18 protein-coding genes are annotated in these 19,791 nt (G+C 54.2%); 10 read left to right on the plus strand and 8 right to left on the minus strand.

Going from position 1 to position 19,791, the window contains the following annotated elements; genetic code table 11:
* Position 1: 1 nt before the first annotated feature.
* The gene (locus LJN55_RS12555; protein WP_133841929.1) at positions 2 to 433 is read right to left on the minus strand and encodes a hypothetical protein; all 432 of its coding nucleotides are present in this window, start codon (positions 431 to 433) and stop codon (positions 2 to 4) included.
* A 177-nt stretch (positions 434 to 610) separates the two neighbouring features.
* Between LJN55_RS12555 and rstA the strand changes: the two genes are divergently transcribed.
* The 7 genes from rstA to LJN55_RS12585 all read left to right on the plus strand — a co-directional run bounded on the left by rstA (position 611) and on the right by LJN55_RS12585 (position 7,162).
* Complete coding sequence (gene rstA, locus LJN55_RS12560; protein ID WP_133841928.1) at positions 611 to 1,339, plus strand: two-component system response regulator RstA; 729 nt, start codon at positions 611 to 613, stop codon at positions 1,337 to 1,339.
* On the plus strand, positions 1,336 to 2,625 hold the full coding sequence (rstB, locus tag LJN55_RS12565) for a two-component system sensor histidine kinase RstB (protein WP_227534570.1): 1,290 nt from the start codon (positions 1,336 to 1,338) through the stop codon (positions 2,623 to 2,625). The genes rstA and rstB overlap by 4 nt, the downstream gene beginning before the upstream one ends.
* A 19-nt stretch (positions 2,626 to 2,644) precedes the next feature.
* A complete protein-coding gene (locus tag LJN55_RS12570; protein ID WP_227534571.1) occupies positions 2,645 to 4,129 on the plus strand; it encodes a carboxypeptidase M32 in 1,485 nt (494 codons plus the stop codon).
* Positions 4,130 to 4,532: 403 nt separating this feature from the next.
* Positions 4,533 to 5,054, plus strand: a complete 522-nt coding sequence (gene asr, locus LJN55_RS12575; protein WP_133841925.1) for an acid resistance repetitive basic protein Asr — start codon at positions 4,533 to 4,535, stop codon at positions 5,052 to 5,054.
* An 89-nt stretch (positions 5,055 to 5,143) separates the two neighbouring features.
* On the plus strand, positions 5,144 to 5,224 hold the full coding sequence (ydgU, locus tag LJN55_RS24120) for a small membrane protein YdgU (RefSeq protein ID WP_455819901.1): 81 nt from the start codon (positions 5,144 to 5,146) through the stop codon (positions 5,222 to 5,224).
* A gap of 119 nt (positions 5,225 to 5,343) precedes the next feature.
* Positions 5,344 to 6,150, plus strand: a complete 807-nt coding sequence (locus LJN55_RS12580; protein ID WP_159336566.1) for a trypsin-like serine peptidase — start codon at positions 5,344 to 5,346, stop codon at positions 6,148 to 6,150.
* Between the two features lie 121 nt (positions 6,151 to 6,271).
* The gene (locus LJN55_RS12585) at positions 6,272 to 7,162 is read left to right on the plus strand and encodes an N-acetylmuramoyl-L-alanine amidase (RefSeq protein ID WP_227534572.1); all 891 of its coding nucleotides are present in this window, start codon (positions 6,272 to 6,274) and stop codon (positions 7,160 to 7,162) included.
* A 55-nt stretch (positions 7,163 to 7,217) separates the two neighbouring features.
* Here the strand turns inward: LJN55_RS12585 and hrpA are convergent, their stop codons facing one another.
* Positions 7,218 to 11,117 (minus strand): ATP-dependent RNA helicase HrpA, encoded by a 3,900-nt coding sequence (gene hrpA / locus LJN55_RS12590; RefSeq protein WP_227534573.1) that lies wholly within the window; start codon positions 11,115 to 11,117, stop codon positions 7,218 to 7,220.
* 237 nt (positions 11,118 to 11,354) lie between these two features.
* On the opposite strand from hrpA, the gene LJN55_RS12595 reads away from it, so the two are divergent.
* Complete coding sequence (locus LJN55_RS12595) at positions 11,355 to 11,960, plus strand: FMN-dependent NADH-azoreductase (RefSeq protein WP_133841921.1); 606 nt, start codon at positions 11,355 to 11,357, stop codon at positions 11,958 to 11,960.
* A 67-nt stretch (positions 11,961 to 12,027) separates the two neighbouring features.
* Here the strand turns inward: LJN55_RS12595 and LJN55_RS12600 are convergent, their stop codons facing one another.
* The 3 genes from LJN55_RS12600 to LJN55_RS12610 are packed head-to-tail and all read right to left on the minus strand — an operon-like array spanning position 12,028 to position 15,168.
* The gene (locus LJN55_RS12600) at positions 12,028 to 12,351 is read right to left on the minus strand and encodes a YdbL family protein (RefSeq protein WP_227534574.1); all 324 of its coding nucleotides are present in this window, start codon (positions 12,349 to 12,351) and stop codon (positions 12,028 to 12,030) included.
* A gap of 11 nt (positions 12,352 to 12,362) precedes the next feature.
* Positions 12,363 to 12,554, minus strand: coding sequence for a YnbE family lipoprotein (locus LJN55_RS12605; protein WP_133841919.1), 192 nt, complete (start codon positions 12,552 to 12,554; stop codon positions 12,363 to 12,365).
* Entirely contained in the window at positions 12,538 to 15,168 is a 2,631-nt protein-coding gene (locus tag LJN55_RS12610; protein ID WP_227534575.1) for a YdbH family protein, read from the minus strand. The genes LJN55_RS12605 and LJN55_RS12610 overlap by 17 nt, the downstream gene beginning before the upstream one ends.
* Positions 15,169 to 15,358: 190 nt before the next feature.
* Between LJN55_RS12610 and LJN55_RS12615 the strand changes: the two genes are divergently transcribed.
* Entirely contained in the window at positions 15,359 to 16,351 is a 993-nt protein-coding gene (locus LJN55_RS12615) for a 2-hydroxyacid dehydrogenase (protein ID WP_133841917.1), read from the plus strand.
* 169 nt (positions 16,352 to 16,520) lie between these two features.
* On the opposite strand, the gene lapB is transcribed toward LJN55_RS12615, so the two are convergent.
* The 3 genes from lapB to pgpB all read right to left on the minus strand — a co-directional run bounded on the left by lapB (position 16,521) and on the right by pgpB (position 18,949).
* Positions 16,521 to 17,690, minus strand: a complete 1,170-nt coding sequence (gene lapB, locus LJN55_RS12620) for a lipopolysaccharide assembly protein LapB (protein ID WP_133841916.1) — start codon at positions 17,688 to 17,690, stop codon at positions 16,521 to 16,523.
* A 6-nt stretch (positions 17,691 to 17,696) separates the two neighbouring features.
* Entirely contained in the window at positions 17,697 to 18,005 is a 309-nt protein-coding gene (locus LJN55_RS12625) for a LapA family protein (RefSeq protein ID WP_133841915.1), read from the minus strand.
* Positions 18,006 to 18,181: 176 nt separating this feature from the next.
* Positions 18,182 to 18,949, minus strand: a complete 768-nt coding sequence (gene pgpB, locus LJN55_RS12630; RefSeq protein WP_227534576.1) for a phosphatidylglycerophosphatase B — start codon at positions 18,947 to 18,949, stop codon at positions 18,182 to 18,184.
* A 228-nt stretch (positions 18,950 to 19,177) separates the two neighbouring features.
* Between pgpB and ribA the strand changes: the two genes are divergently transcribed.
* The gene (gene ribA, locus LJN55_RS12635) at positions 19,178 to 19,768 is read left to right on the plus strand and encodes a GTP cyclohydrolase II (RefSeq protein ID WP_159336561.1); all 591 of its coding nucleotides are present in this window, start codon (positions 19,178 to 19,180) and stop codon (positions 19,766 to 19,768) included.
* The last annotated feature ends 23 nt before the right edge of the window (positions 19,769 to 19,791 follow it).

The following is a 19,791-nucleotide window of genomic DNA, read 5'->3' on the forward strand; positions in this document are numbered from 1 at the left end:
GTCAGTGTGTCAGCTGCGGGAGTATCACGCTAAGGCGATCGTCGAGCTGCTCAAGCTTGAGCGGCCTGGCGTACTCCTGGCGAATAGCAACCAGCTGTGATTCGGACAAGGGGTAAGGCATCAGGATATCAAACTGCCCAATGTGCTGCTGTTGCGCCAGGGTGATCAGACGGGCGATATTGATTTCATCGCTGACCTGGGTCGAGATGATTTGCAGCGCGAGGTCTTTCAGCGGTTCGGATGATGAAGGCGGGCTGGTGGCTGACTTGCGGGTAATCATGCCAAAAAACGGGATCACACCATAGATGGCGTCAACAAAGCTCCAGCGTTTTTTACAGGATGCGGAGAGGAAATCGATATAGTTGAGGCAGATACGATCACTGTACTCTGCTGCAGCCAGCTTCTCTTCTGACACTCTTATCTCCTTATCCATTTCGACGCAAGAACAGCCCTGACCGGGCTCGACACCGCACACCCTTTCAGGCGCGGGATATAATGACATATTCGACTGAGTTTGTACTACATTCCCCCTAACATTTAGCGCTGATTAATGGTCGTTGCGACCAGGAAAGGATAAGCTACGGTTTCCAATAGCCTGATACCCGGCCCTATGAACAAAATTGTATTTGTCGAAGATGATAAAGATGTTGGTGAACTGATTGCTGCCTATCTGGGCCGGCATGACATTGACGTTATTGTAGAAAGCCGTGGCGATCGCGCGGAAGAGACTATTGCTGCCGCGAATCCTGACCTGGTGATGCTGGACATTATGCTGCCAGGCAAAGATGGCATGACGCTGTGCCGCGATTTGCGTACGCGTCACAGCTGGTCAGGCCCTATCGTGCTGCTGACGTCGCTGGACAGCGATATGAATCATATTCTGTCGCTGGAGATGGGGGCAAACGACTATATTCTCAAGACCACGCCGCCTGCGGTGCTCCTTGCACGTCTGCGGCTGCATCTGCGCCAGGCAGGGATCAATAGCCAGCATGAAGAGATAGCCCCTGGGATTGCGGGTCAGAAAGCCCTGCGGTTTGGCACCTTAAGCATCGATCCGATTAACCGTCAGGTCACGCTTTCCGATGAGATTGTCGCCCTCTCCACCGCCGATTTCGATCTGCTCTGGGAGCTGGCAACCCATGCAGGCACCATTCTTAATCGTGATGCGCTGCTAAAAACGCTGCGCGGCGTCAGTTATGACGGTATGGACCGCAGCATTGATGTAGCGATTTCTCGCCTGCGTAAGAAGCTGCTGGACAGCGCCACCGAGCCTTACCGGATTAAAACCATCCGTAATAAAGGCTATCTGTTTGCGCCGCACGCCTGGGATGCACAATGAAAAAACTGTTTATCCAGTTTTACCTGCTGCTGTTTGTCTGTTTCCTGGTGATGGCAATGCTGGTTGGGCTGGTGTACAAATTTACCGCCGAGCGCGCCGGGCGACAGTCGATGGACGATCTGATGAAAAGTTCGCTGTACCTGATGCGCAGTGAGCTGAGGGAGATCCCCCCGCGCGACTGGAATAAAACCATCGACAACCTCGACCTCAATTTGTCATTTAAGCTGCATATTGAGCCAATGAGCAAATACCAGCTAGACCCCGGGACGCTGCGCCGCCTGCGTTCGGGTGAGATCGTGGCGCTGGACGATGAATACACCTTCTTACAGCATATTCCGCGCAGCCACTATGTGCTGGCCGTCGGCCCCATTCCCTACCTGTTTTACCTGCATGAGATGCGCATTCTGGATATCGCGCTGCTGGCGTTTATCGGTATTTCACTGGCGTTGCCCGTGTTTATCTGGATGCGACCGCACTGGCAGGACATGTTAAAGCTGGAGAATGCCGCGCAACGCTTTGGTCAGGGGCACCTCGAGGAACGTATTCATTTCGACAGCACCTCCAGCCTGCTGCGCCTTGGCGTGGCATTTAACCAGATGGCCGATAATATCAACACGCTGGTCACCAGTAAGAAACAGCTGATTGACGGCATCGCGCATGAATTACGCACCCCGCTGGTTCGCCTGCGTTACCGCCTGGAAATGAGTGATAACCTGACGGAAGCCGAGTCTGCGGCGCTTAATCGCGATATCGGCCAGCTGGAGTCACTGATCGAAGAACTGTTAACCTATGCCCGCCTGGACCGTCCGCAGGTTAACCTGAATCTGCAAACACTCGATCTGGCCCAGTGGCTGCATGAACGACTGGACGATATCCGTTCGGTGAAGCCGGCGTTTGATATTGCGCTGGATACACCGCAGCGCGAGAATATTGGCGTTGCGGATACCCGTCTGATGGAGCGCGTGCTCGATAATCTGGTGAATAATGCCATGCGTTATGCCGATCAACGTCTGCGGGTCGGCCTGTGGTTTGATGGCGATATGGCGTTCTTGCAGGTTGAGGATGACGGTCCGGGGATCCCACTGGACGAACGTCAGCGGGTCTTTGAACCCTTTGTACGCCTTGATCCCAGCCGCGACCGCGCGACCGGAGGCTGTGGACTTGGTCTGGCCATTGTCCACTCGATCGCCCAGGCTTTTGGCGGCTATGTCATCATCGACAGCAGTCCGCTTGGGGGTGCCAGCGTGCGTTTTTGCTGGCCAGTGACCCCCACTCTGCACTCTTAAACTCTCAATAAGGAAATCTATGTCTTCTTCCTATGCACACCTGACACGTACCTTCCAGCGCCTTTCCCGCTTCGGCCATCTGTCGGCCATTGCAGGCTGGGATATGATGACCATGATGCCCGCGGGCGGCAGCCGCGCGCGCGGTGAAGCGCTGGCGGAGCTGAGCGTCCTGCGCCATGAAATCCTCACCGCGAAAGAGGTGGGTGTCTGGCTGCAACAGGCACAGCAGGAAGATCTGGATGATGTGGCACAGGCCAACCTGGCTGAAATGCAGCGCGCCTGGCAGCAGGCCTCGTTGCTGCCAGCTTCATTGGTAGAAGCCAAGTCTATTGTGGGATCGCGCTGTGAACATGCCTGGCGCCAGCAGCGTCCGGCCAATGACTGGACCGGGTTTTCCGCCAATCTGAAAGAAGTGGTAAAGCTGAGCCGTGAGGAGGCTGAAATCCGCGCTCAGGCCAGTGGAAAATCGCGTTACGATGCCCTGCTGGATGTGTTCGAACCCGGTATGACCAGCGCCAAACTGGATAAAACCTTTGGTGACCTGAAGCAGTGGCTGCCGAATCTGTTACAGCAGATCGTTGAACAGCAGGCTGGCGAAATTGTCGATCGCCCTGAAGCGCCTTTCCCCCAGGCATCACAGCAACAGCTGGGTCTGGCGATTATGCAACAGTTGGGTTTTGATTTTAACGCCGGGCGCCTTGATATCAGTGCGCATCCCTTCTGTGGTGGCGTACCCGAGGATGTACGTATCACCACGCGCTATAACGAAGCCGAGTTTATCAGCGCCATGATGGGAGTTATCCATGAAACCGGGCACGCGCGCTACGAGCAAAATCTGCCTAAGCAGTGGGCCAATCAACCCGTGGCGCTGGCGCGTTCAACCGCCATTCACGAATCGCAAAGCCTGTTCTTTGAAAAGCAGCTCGGCCGCAGCCCTGAATTCCTCAGCCTGATCCGCCCGCAGGTACAGTTGCTGCTGGGCGACCGCCCGGAACTCAATGAAGCGAACTTTATTGCTCTGAACCAGCGTGTGAAGCCTGGGTTGATCCGCGTGGATGCCGATGAGGTCAGCTATCCGGCACACATTATTCTGCGCTATGAAATTGAACGTGCCCTCATTAGCGGCGAGATTGAAGTCGAGGATATCCCGGCGCTGTGGGACGAGAAAATGCTGGCCTGGCTGGGCCTGGATACGCGTGGCAATTACCGTGACGGTTGTATGCAGGATATTCACTGGACGGACGGTGCATTCGGTTACTTCCCAACGTATACACTGGGCGCGATGTATGCTGCACAGTTGTTCCAGGCCGTGAAGCGGGCGATCCCGCAGGTTGATGAACAGATCCGTCAGGGTGACCTCCAGCCGGTGTTTGACTGGTTACAGCAGAATATCTGGCAGCATGGCAGCCGTTTCAGCACCCGCCAGTTGATTGAAAATGCCACCGGGGAAGATCTGAATCCGCACTATTTCCGCCAGCACCTGGAAAGCCGTTATTTGAAGTAACCTGCCTGTGGGTCAGGCGTGCCTGCCCCCTACACGTTCCTGCCCCTGGCCGAGGCATGCCTGACCCCTACACGTTTCTACCCCTGGTCGAGGCGTGCCTGACCCCTACACGTTTCTGCCCCTGGTCGAGGCATGCCTGACCCCTGCGCGTTTCTACCCCTGGCCGAGGCGTGCCTGACCCCTACACGTTTCTGCCCCTGGTCGAGGCATGACTGACCCCTGCGCGTTTCTACCCCTGGTCGAGGCATACCTCGACCTTTTTCTGCGTATCGCCCCTCTTGTACAATCGGTTACACGCCGATACCAATCACTCACGGAAAGCCCTCACTGATTCCCTTATAGTCTTTTCACCGGCCCCAGAGTGGGCTGACACCTGAACTAAAAACACCTTGAGGGTTTTGCAATGAAAAAATTATTTGCTCTGGTTGTCGCTGCTACAATGGGTCTGTCTTCTGTTGCTTTCGCGGCTGAAACAACGGCTGCTCCAGCTACCACCGCTGCACCGACTGTGGCTGCTGCTACCAACACCACCGCTGCTCCAGCACCAGTGAAAGCGTCTGTTAAGCATGTGAAAAAACACAAGAAAGCGGCTGTGCAGAAAGCCCAGGCCGCTAAAAAGCACCACAAAGCGAAAAAAGCAGCTGCACAGAAAGCTCAGGCGGCTAAAAAGCACCACAAAGCGGCTAAAAAACCTGTAGCTCAGAAAGCTCAGGCTGCTAAAAAACACCACAAAGCAGCAACCAAACCTGTAGCTCAGAAAGCCCAGGCTGCTAAAAAACACCACAAAGCAGCAACCAAACCTGTAGCTCAGAAAGCTCAGGCTGCTAAAAAGCACCATAAAGCAGCAACCAAACCTGCTGCTCAGAAAGCCCAGGCTGCTAAAAAACACCACAAAGCAGTGAAGAAAGCCGCTCCTAAAGCGTAATGACTGACGGCCGGGGTGTTATACCTCACGTACATTAGTTCACTCAAACACCCGGTTCTACCGGGTGTTTCTTTAAGGAGTTTCGGATGATGGTTCGTCGCTATTTATTCGAAATCATTCTGGCTGTGATGATCTTATGTGGCCTGGTAGCCGCCAGCTTTTACCTGTAATCAGGGTTGCTGTAGCGTGCTGATATTCCAAATTAATCTCCCTTTTCCAGCACTATCCGTCTATAGTTACTGCACTAGCATAATCACTGATATCAACGTTTTTCCAGCCTGAGAAAAATATGCGTCTGACCGCTGTGTTATTGATAGGTTTCCTTACCGTGTCCTGTTACACCCATGCCGAAGATCCCGAGCGGAGCGACGCTGACACGCAAACACTGTTTTTTGGTAAAGATGACCGCCAGCCCGTCAGCGAGACAGCTTCTGTACCCTGGGAAGCCATTGGCCAGCTGGAAACTGAAAGCGGCAACCTGTGCAGCGCGACGCTGATTGCTCCTCATCTTGCGCTGACCGCCGGACACTGCCTGCTTGCCCCACCGGGAAAACCCGACAAAGCCGTTGCCCTGCGTTTTATCTCCAGTGATAACGGCAGCTGGCGTTATGAGATCCACGATATTGAAGCGCGTGTTGATCCGGCCCTGGGGAAAAAACTGAAGGCTGATGGTGATGGCTGGATTGTCCCGGCTTCCGCTGCGCCTTATGATTTTGGCTTGATTATTCTGCGTAATCCCCCTTCCGGGATTGTCCCTATTCCATTGTTTTCCGGGTCGCGCAAAGATCTCACTGCCGCGTTAAAAATGACAGGTCGCCGCGTCACACAGGCGGGTTATCCGGAAGACCATCTCGATACGCTCTACTCTCACAACGACTGTCTGATCACCGGTTGGGCGCAAAAAAATGTGCTTTCACATCAGTGTGATACGTTACCGGGTGACAGCGGTTCACCGTTATTGTTAAAGGTTGATGGCAACTGGCAGCTGATCGCGGTGCAGAGTTCGGCCCCGGCGCCCAAAGATCGTTATCTGGCGGATAACCGGGCCATTGCTGTGACCGCATTTCGTGACAGCCTGGAAGCACTGGCACAATAAGGATGACACGGTAAAAAATGCGCTGGCATAGCATCGCCGTTTTTATCGCTATTTAGTGGATATTTCTATTTAAGTCCCTCGTCGATAATGTCACTGACTTTTCAGTGTTCAAGGATGAGGTATGAAAAAAATAGCGTTGATGAGCCTGATTTTCTTCATCGCAGGCTGCACCAAAAACCAAAGTCTTCCGCAATCAGGTAATCCGCTCCAACGGACGGGTTATCTGGTTAACATACAACACCCTTCCCAAAGCCAGAATGAGCGTGTGCGATTTCTGATCCTGCATTACACCGCCGCCAATGATATTGACTCAATGCGTCTGCTCACCCAGGGTAATGTCAGTGCACATTATCTCGTGCCCTCTGCCAACAACCCGTTACTGAGCAAAAATACGATTTATCAATTGGTTGCCGAAGATAAGCGCGCATGGCATGCCGGTGTTAGCGCCTGGAATGGTCGCACGAACCTGAATGACAGCGCTATTGGCGTCGAAAATGTGAATCTGGGCTATGAACAGAATTTAATGGAGCGGGAATGGTATGCGTGGGATGCCAGGCAAATCAAACTGCTTGCCCGCCTCGCCAGCGATATCATCAAACGCTATGATATTACGCCGGATAACGTGCTCGGTCACAGCGATGTGGCCCCCACACGAAAAGTTGATCCTGGCCCACTCTTTCCGTGGAAACAGTTAGCCGATGAAGGTATCGGTGCCTGGCCGGACAGCAGCACCGTACAGCAGTTTCTGGCGGGCCGTGCACCCAGTGATACCGGTTCACCCGTTAAAATTCAGGCTTATCTGGCCCGTTATGGTTATTCAATCCCGCAAACGGGCGTCATGGATACCACTACCCGACAGGTCATTGCGGTGTTTCAGATGCACTTTCGTCCGTCTGATTACAGCGGCATCGCCGATGCAGAAACCGAGGCCATTGCCGCTGCGCTGGTGGAAAAATATCGCGGCGATACGCAACGTATCGCTTCCCAGCAGGAGAGTAATACCGATTTATAACGTTGTCCCTGCCAGCATGAACCGGCTGGCAGGGTAATGATTACTCAACACCTCGTTACAACGTCACTTGCTCCATCGCCTGTAGGATACGTTTTTCCGAGATAGGGAAAGGCGTCCCTAACTGTTGAGCAAAGAAGCTGACACGCAGCTCTTCAATCATCCAGCGGATATCCTGCACTTCCTCATCATCTTTACGTTCCGGCGGCAGCTTGTTGAACCACTGTGTCCACGCCTGCTGAACGGATTCGACTTTAAGCATACGCGCACGATCGCTGTGCGGATCGACCGCCAGCTTTTCCATACGGCGTTCAATCGCCTGTAAATAACGTAAGGTATCAGCCAGGCGCTTCCAGCCGTTGCCCGTCACGAAGCCGCGATACACCAGGCCACTCATTTGCGCTTTGATATCCGACAGCGCCAGCGCCATCGTGATATCGACGCGCCCTTTCAGACGTTTATTGATATTGAATACCGAGGTCAGGATCTGCTCGACCTTTTTGGCGATGGCTACTACTGTGTCGTTCAGTTCAGCACGCACTTTATCATGCAGCTTCGCGTATCCCTGTTCCTGCCAGCTTGGGCCACCCGACTCAGCGATCAGTTTATCGACCCCACAGGCAATACAGTCATCAATTAAATCCAGCACCTTACCGTAAGGGTTAAAATACAGCCCCAGCTTGGCTTTATTCGGTAATTTTTCGTGCAGATACTTAATCGGTGAGGGAATATTCAGCAGCAGTAAACGCCGCTGCCCGCGCCACATCGCTTTTTGCTGTTCATGCTGAGAGTCAAACAGGCGGATCGCCACGCTGTCTTTCTCATCCACCAGCGCAGGCCAGGCTTTCACACTGTAATTGCCGCGCTTCTGCTCGAAATGGTCCGGCAGATCGCCAAAGCTCCAGATATGCAGCCCACTCTGTTCCAGTCCGTCATCGGCCACTTTAGACAGCGTTTCCTGAACCTTACCTTTGAGCTGCAGTTTCAGCGCAGAGAGATCTTTGCCTTCGGCCAGTTTGTGGTTATTTTCGTCAATAATGCGGAAGGTAATTTTAAGATGATCGGGCACCTGTTCCCATTGCCAGGCTTCGCGATCCAGCGTGACGCCCGACATGCGGCGGAACTCACGTTCCATCGACTCCAGCAGCGGCAGCTCCAGCGGCGTGGCTCGTCCGAGAAATGCTTCAGCGTAATTGGGCGCCGGGACAAAGTTACGACGCAGCGGTTTAGGCAGTGATTTGATCAGCGCAATCACCAGTTCCCGACGCACGCCCGGGATCTGCCACTCAAAGCCCTTCTCTTCAACCTGATTGAGCAGCGGCAGCGGAACATAAACCGTGACTCCATCCGCGTCGGCACCCGGTTCAAACTGATAGCTCAGACGCAGCTTCAGGTTGCCCTGATGCCAGAAGTTCGGATAGTCGAGCTTACTGACGTTCTCCGCGCCCTGCTTGATCAACATCTCGCGGGCAAAATTAAGGCGGTCCGGCTCTTCGCGACTGACGGTTCGCCACCAGCTGTCAAAATGCCGGGCAGAGACCACCTCGTGGCTAATGCGCTGGTCGTAAAAATCAAACAGCGTTTCGTCGTCAACCAGAATGTCGCGGCGGCGGGATTTGTGCTCCAGCTCTTCCACTTCCGTGCGCAGCTTGAGGTTGGCCTTGAAGAACGCATGGCGCGTTTGCCAGTCGCCTTCGACCAGCGCATGACGGATAAACAGCTCACGCGACAGCACCGGATCAATCTGGCCGTAATTCACCTTGCGCGCCGCGACAATCGGCAGCCCGTAAAGCGTCACTTTTTCATTGGCCATCACCGCGCCCTGGCCTTTTTCCCAGTGCGGTTCACTGTAGTTGCGTTTGAGCAGATGCTGTGCCACCGGCTCTATCCACTCCGGCTCAATACGGGCAGCAATGCGCCCCCACAGGCGGCTGGTTTCTACCAGTTCGGCCACCATCGTCCACTTGGGCGGCTTCTTAAACAGGCCAGAGCCAGGGAAAATGGCGAAACGCGCATTACGCGCACCGGTAAACTCCTGTTTATCAGCGTCTTTCTGGCCAATATGAGACAGTAATCCGGTGAGTAGCGCAGTATGGATCTCGCGAATTTCAGCGGGAGCACTGTTCACTGGCAGCCCCAGTTCACGCACCACCTGACGCAGTTGCGTGTAGATGTCCTGCCATTCGCGCACCCGCAGGTAGTTCAGGTAGTCCGTTTTACACTGACGGCGGAAATGGCTGGAAGACAGCGCTTTCTGCTGCTCCTGCACGTAGTTCCACAGGTTAACAAAGGCGATGAAATCAGAGTCTTTATCGGCAAATCGCTGGTGCTTTTCGTCTGATGCCTGCTTTTTCTCGGCCGGACGTTCACGCGGGTCCTGAATCGACAGCGCGGCGGTAATGATCATCACTTCACGCACGCAGCCATATTTCTGGGCTTCCAGCACCATTTTTGCCAGACGCGGGTCAACCGGGAGTTGGGCCAGCGCACGACCCGACGTCGTCAGTTGATAGTGCTGGCTCTCATTCAGAGTGATCGCACCCAGCTCTTCCAGCAGGCGCACACCGTCCTGAATATTGCGTTGGTCAGGGGCTTCCACAAACGGGAAGGCGGCAATATCACCCAGCCCCAGCGCAGTCATTTGCAGGATGACGGAGGCCAGGTTGGTACGCAGAATTTCCGGATCGGTGAAGGCCGGACGGCTGAGGAAATCATTTTCATCATACAGACGAATACAGATCCCTTCGGATACGCGCCCGCAACGCCCTTTACGCTGATTGGCTGACGCCTGTGATATCGGCTCAATCGGCAAGCGCTGCACTTTAGTACGGAAGCTATAGCGGCTAATACGCGCCGTACCCGGGTCAATCACATATTTAATGCCCGGCACCGTCAGTGACGTTTCGGCTACGTTAGTGGCCAGCACAATGCGCCGTCCAACGTGGGACTGGAACACACGGTTCTGTTCTGCATTCGACAGACGCGCGTAGAGCGGTAATACCTCAGTGTGCGGCAGGTCGCGTTTCATCAGGGCATCAGCGGTGTCGCGAATTTCGCGTTCGCCGCTCATGAAAATCAGGATATCGCCACGACTCTCTCTGCCCAGTTCATCCACCGCATCAAAAATAGCCTGAAGCTGATCGCGGTCAGTATCGTCAGCATCTTCCACCACCGGGCGGTAGCGTACTTCCACCGGGTAAGTGCGGCCAGAAACTTCAATCACGGGTGCGTTGTGGAAATGTCGGGAAAAACGCTGCGGGTCGATGGTCGCTGACGTGATGATCACTTTCAGATCAGGGCGTTTTGGCAGCAGCTCGCGCAGATAGCCCAACAGAAAATCGATATTCAGGCTGCGCTCGTGCGCTTCATCGATGATGATGGTGTCGTACTGCATCAGCAGGCGATCCTGCTGAATTTCAGCCAGCAGTATGCCGTCGGTCATCAGTTTGACCTGCGTGGTGTCGCCAACCTGATCGTTGAATCGCACCTTATAACCCACACAGCCACCCAGCGAGGTTTCCAGTTCGGCGGCGATACGATCGGCCACGGTACGCGCTGCCAGGCGGCGCGGCTGGGTGTGACCAATCAGCCCGCGAATACCGCGTCCCAGCTCCATGCAAATCTTCGGCAACTGCGTGGTTTTACCTGAACCGGTTTCCCCCGCCACAATCACCACCTGGTGATCGCGGATCGCGTCAGCAATATCCTGTTTCTTCTGGCTAACGGGTAAATTTTCCGGGTAGCGGATAGTTGGCCTGGCGGCAAGACGTGCACTGACCCGCAATTCTGAGGCCGCAATATCGCCACTCAGTTCCTCAATCAGCGCATTCAGCGCCGTTGGATTTTTAATTTTTTTTGCCCCCTGAAGGCGGCGCTGCAGACGCTGGCGGTCGCGCAGCATCAGCGAATCCAGCCGCGAATAAAGAGGCGTCAGGGCAGATTGTGGCGTATCAGACATGGTAGTAAAGCTCGCTTTGTCGCCGTGACATCGGGCGACATGGATTAAACAGGGGATAATAATTTTGCGTAGTGTAACACAGACAAGCACTTAGGGTTTTAATTGCCCGGCGCGTCTTATTCAAGATTTTCGAACATTGCTATCGAAAACTCGCACTTACACTGTCGGCAATTTATCCGTAAAGTGTTCCTTATTGAGCGGTATGTGATCCGCGTGACAAAACAGGAAAAAAGAACCATGAGCAAAGTATTAGTACTGAAATCAAGTATTCTTGCTGGTTATTCACAGTCTGGCCAGCTGGCAGACCACCTGGTTTCCGAATGGAAAGCGGCCCACCCTGGCGATGAAGTGACCGAGCGCGATCTGGCCGCTAACCCAATCCCGGTACTGGACGGTGAGCTGGTTGGCGCACTGCGTCCATCCGATGCCGCACTGACCCCGCGTCAGCAGGAAGCGCTGGATCTGTCCAACGAACTGATTGCTGAACTGCAGGCCCATGACACCATCGTGATCACGGCGCCAATGTACAACTTCAATATCCCCACTCAGCTGAAGAACTACTTCGACCTGGTGGCCCGTGCTGGCGTGACGTTCCGTTACACCGAACAGGGTCCTGAAGGCCTGATCAAAGGCAAAAAAGTCGTGGTTCTGTCAAGCCGTGGTGGTATCCATAAAGACACCCCAAGCGACCTGCTGACCCCTTACCTGACCCTGTTCCTTGGCTTCCTCGGTCTGACTGACGTGCAGTTCGTGTTTGCGGAAGGTATCGGTTACGGTCCTGAAGTGGCAGCGAAAGCCGCCAGCGATGCGAAAGCGGTGATTTCTCAGATCGTGACTGCCTGATTACCCGAAAAAACAGGTTGAGCTAACCCTCCTCAACCTGCGCGGTGGCACTGTGTCGGTGCCGCCGCTACTTCTTCAACCACTGACCGTTTATTCCTCGTACATATTCCCCTGATTTTGCTCTCTCAACCAGTTTGGAACCCGCAATACTGGCAACGTCGCGCGTGGTCATATTATTTTGCTGCGCCAGCAGCTGATATTGACGTGTACGCGCCTCATTAATCTGTTTAACCAGCGTGAGGGTTTCCGCATCCTGCTGAACCGCCGCAATGTAGCCATTCAGCGTTTCACCCACACGTCCCTGTTGGCGGGCTTCATCCAGCGTCAGCGCCATCACAGCAGGTGACAGCAGCAAACAACCCAGCAATATACCGCAGTTAAGTCGTTTCATATGCCCCGTCCTCAGAACAGACCACTCTGGGTTTTTAATAACGCTTCAACGTCCTTATCCACTTTGATATGAATTTCATGCTCGATTTTTACATTCATATTAATGGTGATCGGCTCTTTTGGGGCGGCCACTTCAATGCGCGGGATACACCCGCAAAGCAGCATCGTTCCACCCGTTATCCAAAGGCTACTGAGGGGTTTCATCACTGTTTTCCTTTTGCGACGGCAAGGTGGCATTCTGTTCCACCCAAGATTGCAGGTTATCGCCAAAGCGCAGACTGCGCCACAGTTGGAACAAATTTTCCTGCTGGCTGTAGTTCAGCGATACGCGTTGATTTCTGTTGCTGAAACGGCTGGTGCCATCGACTTTAGCGGTCATGTTCATCACGCCTAAATTATCGAGATCGATTGTTGCCCAGCTTCGGGAAATTTCCATATAACGCAGCCAGTCGATGGCAGCCCCGGCGGCAAAATTATTACGACTGATGGCATCGGCCATGTCTTTATCCATACGCACGGTGAGTGGCCCGCTGTTAGCAACCCAGCCCTCTTTCACCAGCCAGTGTGAATTATTCAGCCACAGCGGCAACGCACCGTTGATGTAGCCCGACATCGCCAGCTGTTTAAGCTTCATGGTGGTGACCAGTTCGGACAAGCTCAGATGCGTGACATGGATCGTGGCTGCCTCCGTTTGTGGCATCTGCAAGCTGGCCATACTCAACTGCCCGCCGAGCAGCTCAAGGTTCACGTTACTCAGTGTGAGCGGCTGCCTGTCACTCCAGGGATACCAGCCCTGAAGATCGGCCGTGACATTGTGCATCGCAAACTGGTTGTTAATCTTTTTTATCCGTAATGATACGGGCCCGTGAGCGCCGAAATACCAGCGATGAGATTCCAGGCGGAAAGGTAGCGAGAAGTCGATACCCTCAAATTCATTATCCGGCAGTAGCACGCTGCCATTGCTCACCAGCCAGTGACCACCGGCTTTCAGCCCCTGATCGCTGGCCGCAGAGAAAGCCACCTGAGCTTTTAACATGCCCCCCTGAATCGCCAGTTTCAGCTCCGGACTGATCAGCGGCTGAAACACGTTTAATGGCTGTTCCGGCCACCACATTTGACCACGCAGACGTTCTCCATCCCAGCGGCCCCGTACCTGAACCGGGCCAATTTTCTTCGCCTGCAGACTCCCCTTGTACAAAAACGCCTCCGGGTCGCGCCCTTTGACAGTCAGCGTCAGGGTCGATGGGGGCAAATAGCCGCCGCTACTGAAGTGCGTCTCCCTGGCGTTCAGGCTTAATTGCCCGTTGAATGAGGGTGACTCAGGGTCACGTTGCCAGCGAACAGGCTGGTCCAGCGTTAATCGTGGGGCATCCATCGTGACGCTGCCATAGGCAAGATGATCAAACCCGGTCGACAGCGAGGTTAATTCAATCAACCGATCCTGCCAGCGTCCCTGACCTTTGACATCCCATTTTGCGTTCAGCGGGGCCAGATAACCATCCCCCCAGTAACGCCATAACCACGTGCCTTTGTCCGGCCAGAAGTCACTGGCCCGTCCGTCCAGATGCAGGCGAAACCGCCCCATTTCGCGATCATGAGCACTGAGGATCGCCTGTAGGCGCCCATCAATACCGGCAGAAGAAAGCGAGACGCCCGCCAGCGGCCAGCGTGCTTCATCCACTTCCAGGGTGGAGAGCAACCGCCCTTTCATACGCAGTAATGCACCCGGCAGCATCACTATCTGTGGGTCAAGCATCGGCCCACGTAACTCTCCCGGCAAGCCGGCAAAGAATTGCAGGCTGTCGAGTTTGGTCTCTCCTGTCAGCCGGAACGGCAGCTGACTGTTCTGCCAGTCCAGATTTCCCGGTCCCAGCGTTAATACCACATTACCTTTCCCGCCACGTCCCTCGGTCAGCATATTAAAGCGGCCGTTTAGTTCCGTGGCGGGTAACCCCTGCTGCCAGCCTTTTGCCGTCAGCGCGAAACCACCAGAAAGCGGTTGCACCGCCCAGGGCCAGTTCCACTGCCCCTGTTGCACCACGATGTTCTCACGTGTGATGTTCCAGGGCAGCGTTAACAGCGGTTTTTTTTGATCCTTTGCGGTCACGACCAACGTGCCGACCTGCTGCTGCCAGTCAAGGCGCAGATGCAGCGGCTCAGGAACACTATCCAGCGCCAAATCGCCCTGTAATGCACCACCTTCAGGTAAGGAGTCAGGGATGCGCGGTAACGTCAGCGTGCCGCTCAGGCTCACGGGCTTCGGCACGCCAGGTGCCTGAATGTTCAATGATGTGAGCGTCAGCTGCTGTCCGTTGAGTTCGGCATCCAGTGACAGGTTTTTTCCCTGATAGTGCAGGTGCTGACGTTGAGGATCGAGATTAAGCTGAAGCTGCCCGGCCCAGTTCTGCCAGGGCGTAATCGTGAGTTGTCGGAGAGTGACGTTGGCGGCGGGAAGCATCTGCTGCCATTCTGCCAACGTACGTGGTGCATCGTGATTGTCGGCGCTGGTAAGGTTAGCTGCGCATGAAGTATCCACGGTGGCGTCATCGACAATCAGTTGCCAGCGGCTCTGGTGGTAACTGAGCGCCACGCCTTTTACGCTCGCCAGCTCGCAGTCTCCCACCCGATAATGCACACCCGGCAGGCGTAACGCGCCCTGATGCCAGCCGGGGTTACCGTCAAGGACGACGGAAGTTTTTGCGGGCAGCCAGAGGCCGGCCAGTCGCGGCAGCCACTGGGTAACAGTAAGAAGTATGCCGGTCAGCAGCAGGATAACTGCCATCAGCACAGCAAGCGCTATTTTCCAGCCCCGGTTCATGGCGGTGACATCCTGTTCATTCCGTGATTATCCCTGAATGATGGCATGGAATCCCTGAAGGGTGAAGTTTTTCGCCTGTAATCAATCGATTCGCTGCTTTTAACACCAGCTAAACAGCGGTCCTCTCCCGCGTAGGGATAAATTATTGTTACACTGCTTTATCACTGACGCACGGCGAAAGGAAAAGGCGATGAAACTTGCGGTATATAGCACCAAGCAGTATGACCGGAAATACCTCACACAGGTCAATGAGGACTTTGGTTTTGAACTGGAGTTTTTCGACTTTCTGTTGAGTGAACGTACGGCGAAAAACGCCGTGGGCTGCGATGGCGTTTGCATTTTCGTCAACGATGACGGCAGCCGCAAGGTGTTAGAGGAGCTGGCCGAACTGGGCGTGAAGTTTGTTGCGCTGCGCTGCGCGGGTTTCAATAACGTCGATCTCGACGCGGCGCGTGAACTGGGTATTCAGGTGGTACGTGTTCCTGCCTACTCACCGGAAGCGGTGGCTGAACATGCGGTCGGCATGATGATGACCCTGAACCGCCGTATTCATCGCGCCTACCAGCGTACGCGTGATGCGAACTTCTCCCTCGAAGGGCTGATTGGTTTCAACATGCACGGACGTACCGCCGGGGTGATCGGCACCGGGAAAATTGGTATCGCTGCGATGCGTATTCTGAAAGGCTTCGGTATGCGTCTGCTGGCGTTCGACCCTTATCCAAGCCCGCAGGCACTGGAGCTGGGTGCGGAATATGTCGACATTAAAACGCTGTTTAGCCAGTCCGATGTCATCACCCTGCACTGTCCACTGACGGCGGATAATCATCACCTGCTGAACAGCAGTGCGTTTGCACAGATGAAAGATGGCGTCATGGTGATCAACACCAGCCGGGGTGCTCTGATTGATTCCCAGGCAGCCATTGAGGCGCTGAAGCAGCAAAAAATCGGCGCACTGGGCATGGATGTTTACGAAAACGAACGTGATTTGTTCTTTGAGGATAAATCTAACGACGTGATCCAGGATGATGTGTTCCGTCGTTTATCAGCCTGCCATAACGTCCTGTTTACCGGCCACCAGGCTTTCCTGACTGCGGAAGCCCTGACCAGTATTTCTGAGACCACGCTGGAAAATCTGCGCCGCCTTGAGAAAGGTGAACCTTGTGACAATGTGCTGACCGTGTAATCCACACGCGTACCCTGCACAACCCCGGCATAGCCAACCTCCCCGGCTATGCCTTTTCGCCTTTTATCCTGTAGAAAAAAAAGAGCTCGGTGGTGCTGGCATCGTTTTTTTTCGCGCCATTAGTATGTTGTAACTAATGCGGGGTGAAGTAAGCCGTAACGCCCACGTATTACTGGCCGTCAAGACCACGAATAGGTTTAACGGAGGACCAGGCACGGCACGACGGGCAATGCCAGTAAAGCGCATGAGCCGTAAAGCCGCACTTGTGGCACCGATAACGAGGTTTGGTTCGGATCTGCTCGCCGACCATATCGCGCAGCACCATCAGGCTATCTTTCGCACGGCCATCCTCGGCTTCCTGCAAGTTGAAATCCATCAGCCGATGGAAAACACGCATCGTTGGATGGCGCTGAAGCTGGCGGGTAATATAAGTTTGTGCAACCTCGGCGCCCTCTTCACGGTCAAGGATCCCCGCCAGGTAGAGTTCGGCTGCAGCACCGGTATTTTCTTCCACGCAGCGTTTAAGGTATTCGGACCAGGCCTGAGGCTGATTAAGATGTTCATAACAGCCTTCCAGCATCTCAAGCGTTTCACTGACCAACTCTTTATCCTGTTCGATTACCCGCTGCAAATGCACCACGGCTTTGGCAAACTCATTCTTCGCCATATGGATGCGGCCCATCATAATGGAGACGCGGGCACTGTTGCGGTCGGCTGACTCCCCTTTCTTCAGCAGATTCATGGCACGATCGAGATCATCACTGCTGATAGCCTGCAAGGCCAGCTCACAGTAGAAATGCGCGATTTCCATCTTCAGGCGATCTTTGCCCTGTTTCACCAGTCGTTCAGCCACTTCAATGGCATTCGGCCAGTCACTGGTGGCCTGGTGGATAATCAGCAGTTGCTGCAAGGCGCTGATGCGGAAATCCGTTTCGTCCACCAGCTGACCGAACATCTGTTCAGCGCGATCGTAGAACCCCGCAGCCATATAATCGCGGCCCAGCTGTTGGATCGCCAGCAGGCGCTGGTCGTAAGTGAGGGAGGCGCTTTCCATCAGTGCCTGGTGAATGCGTATAGCGCGATCGACTTCACCTCGGGAGCGGAACAGATTGCCCAGTGTCAGGTGCGCTTCCACCGTGCCACTGTCCTCTTTTAACATATCGAGAAACAGGTCGACGGCTTTGTCCTGCTGGTTAGAGAGCAGGAAGTTCACCCCGGTCACATAGTCACGCGACAGGCGGCTGGCTTCCTGTTGCTTATCCTGTTGCGCACTTCTGCGCCCCATATACCAGCCATAGGCGGCAGCAATGGGAAGTAACAGAAACAGCAGTTCTAACATAAATGATTATTCCTTGACGGCAGGTGCCTGTGACGCTGTCACGGATGGCTCTGTCTGCCCCAGTTGCTGCTGAAGACGTTTAAGTTTACGTTGCGTATGTGCCAGTGATACCCGCACACGCAGCCAGAACAATCCACAAATCGCCCAGCCCAGTAAAAATCCAGCGGCAAACAGTGAAGCCAGCAACGTTGAAACACGGAACTCACCCTGCGCCAGCAGATAGTTAAACTTCACTACCTGGTCGTTGTGCGCGCCCAGCGTGACTGAAATGACGAAAATCGCCAGGACCACTAAAAAAATCAGCAAATATTTCACAGTTCATCCCATACCCTGGTGTTAACCAGATGAATTATGCCAAAAAAATCGGTCTGATGCTTGCATTGATGTCACGTGTTATTCCTCGCCCCATCACTTTTCCCTGCACTTCCTGCCATCAGGCAGCCATAAAAGAGCCGAACAAAAGATATGGGGACAGGATACCGTCTTTACAATCAGGAGGCCTCATTTTCCCGCTGCGCGATCTCCTGCTGCTCCTGCGGAGGCACCGTTAGAGGCCCACAGAACCGCTGAGCCAGCCAGGTTGCGAGGGTAATGAATAACCAGCTGATAAGCGTAGCGAAAACCAAATCACGCGGCCAGTGCATCCCCAGCACAAGGCGGCTACCCATTACCGCTATCGCCCAGCTCATCAGCAACACGATAGTGACGTAGCGCCTGCGTGGCCACAGCAGCCCCACGCCGAGCAACGCCCAACTGGCGGCAAACATGGTATGCCCCGAGGGGAAAGCAAAACCGGTTTCAAATGCCCAGTGTTTTTTTAGCCAGTCAGGTAACTGGCTATTCTTCGCAACGGCGGCGCTGACCATCTCACTGCGCTGTTTACGTTTCTGGTCATAGAATTGCTGCTCATTAATACCGTACGTTTTCTCCAGCCACAGAACATAGGGGCGCGGCTCCTGTACATGTTCTTTAATCAGGCTTTTGGTGTACTGCCCGGAGAGCAGTGTGGCAATAATGATCCCCAGAAGAAATACCGCGGGTTTCCAGCGAAAGCGCAGGCACCAGAGGAACCAGCCGCAAAGAATAGCACTGGTCAGCGTCCCCCAGGGGCTGGTGACTGTTTCGGTAAACCAGAAGAGCAGCTTGTGCCCCCATCCCATTGACACAGGCTGCCAGTGCCAGCCTGACAGCATCACCCCGAGTGGCATCATCAACAATACCAGCATGCCCAGGGTGGTACGTTTGAGGATCTCTGCCATTTATCTTCCTTTCGAACCGTTATGTTCACGAGTTTGTTATAAGATTATCTTAAAAAATAATAACATAAGGATTGTTATAGTGATAATTCTGCGTTATTAAAACAATCGCTCTAACGTGTTAACTGCCACGCGATATGTTGTGGCAAAATAGGCACAATTGTTTGCGTCAGGCAACTGACACAGCGATATCTGATGATAGCGCAACACCTGAAGTTTCTGGAGAGTCACATGCAGCTTAAACGGGTAGCAGAAGCCAATCTGCCCACGCCTTGGGGGGATTTCCTCATGGTTGGTTTTGAAGAACTCGCCACCGGGCACGATCATGTCGCCCTGGTGTTTGGCGATATTTCCGACAGCAAACCTGTGCTGTCACGCGTCCATTCTGAGTGTTTGACGGGCGATGCATTGTTCAGCCTGCGTTGCGATTGCGGGTTCCAGCTTGAAGCCGCCCTGGCGCAGATTGCTGAGCAGGGGCGCGGTATTCTGCTGTATCACCGTCAGGAAGGCCGTAATATCGGTCTGCTGAACAAGATCCGCGCTTATGCGCTGCAGGATAAAGGCTTTGATACGGTTGAAGCCAACAACCAGTTAGGTTTTGCGGCTGATGAGCGCGACTTCACCCTCTGCGCCGATATGTTCAAATTGCTGGGCATCCACGAAGTCCGCCTGCTGACCAATAACCCGCGCAAGGTTGAGATCCTCACTGAGGCGGGTATCAATATTGTTGAGCGTGTACCACTGATTGTGGGAAGAAACCCTAGCAATGCGCATTACCTGGATACGAAAGCCGCGAAAATGGGCCATCTGTTATCCAAATAGCCCTTCCGGGTTGACACTCTGGC

Origin of the sequence: Erwinia rhapontici, assembly GCF_020683125.1 — a bacterium.
Lineage (GTDB): Bacteria > Pseudomonadota > Gammaproteobacteria > Enterobacterales > Enterobacteriaceae > Erwinia > Erwinia rhapontici.

Coding starts and splice junctions, on each gene's coding strand:
- ydgU (WP_455819901.1), top strand. CDS start 5,144: ATGGTTCGTCGCTATTTATTCGAAATCATTCTGGCTGTGATGATCTTA.
- LJN55_RS12610 (WP_227534575.1), bottom strand. CDS start 15,168: ATGAACCGGGGCTGGAAAATAGCGCTTGCTGTGCTGATGGCAGTTATC.
- LJN55_RS12605 (WP_133841919.1), bottom strand. CDS start 12,554: ATGAAACCCCTCAGTAGCCTTTGGATAACGGGTGGAACGATGCTGCTT.
- rstA (WP_133841928.1), top strand. CDS start 611: ATGAACAAAATTGTATTTGTCGAAGATGATAAAGATGTTGGTGAACTG.
- asr (WP_133841925.1), top strand. CDS start 4,533: ATGAAAAAATTATTTGCTCTGGTTGTCGCTGCTACAATGGGTCTGTCT.
- LJN55_RS12585 (WP_227534572.1), top strand. CDS start 6,272: ATGAAAAAAATAGCGTTGATGAGCCTGATTTTCTTCATCGCAGGCTGC.
- ribA (WP_159336561.1), top strand. CDS start 19,178: ATGCAGCTTAAACGGGTAGCAGAAGCCAATCTGCCCACGCCTTGGGGG.
- LJN55_RS12555 (WP_133841929.1), bottom strand. CDS start 433: ATGGATAAGGAGATAAGAGTGTCAGAAGAGAAGCTGGCTGCAGCAGAG.
- LJN55_RS12615 (WP_133841917.1), top strand. CDS start 15,359: ATGAAACTTGCGGTATATAGCACCAAGCAGTATGACCGGAAATACCTC.
- LJN55_RS12600 (WP_227534574.1), bottom strand. CDS start 12,351: ATGAAACGACTTAACTGCGGTATATTGCTGGGTTGTTTGCTGCTGTCA.
- rstB (WP_227534570.1), top strand. CDS start 1,336: ATGAAAAAACTGTTTATCCAGTTTTACCTGCTGCTGTTTGTCTGTTTC.
- pgpB (WP_227534576.1), bottom strand. CDS start 18,949: ATGGCAGAGATCCTCAAACGTACCACCCTGGGCATGCTGGTATTGTTG.
- hrpA (WP_227534573.1), bottom strand. CDS start 11,117: ATGTCTGATACGCCACAATCTGCCCTGACGCCTCTTTATTCGCGGCTG.
- LJN55_RS12595 (WP_133841921.1), top strand. CDS start 11,355: ATGAGCAAAGTATTAGTACTGAAATCAAGTATTCTTGCTGGTTATTCA.
- lapB (WP_133841916.1), bottom strand. CDS start 17,690: ATGTTAGAACTGCTGTTTCTGTTACTTCCCATTGCTGCCGCCTATGGC.
- LJN55_RS12580 (WP_159336566.1), top strand. CDS start 5,344: ATGCGTCTGACCGCTGTGTTATTGATAGGTTTCCTTACCGTGTCCTGT.
- LJN55_RS12570 (WP_227534571.1), top strand. CDS start 2,645: ATGTCTTCTTCCTATGCACACCTGACACGTACCTTCCAGCGCCTTTCC.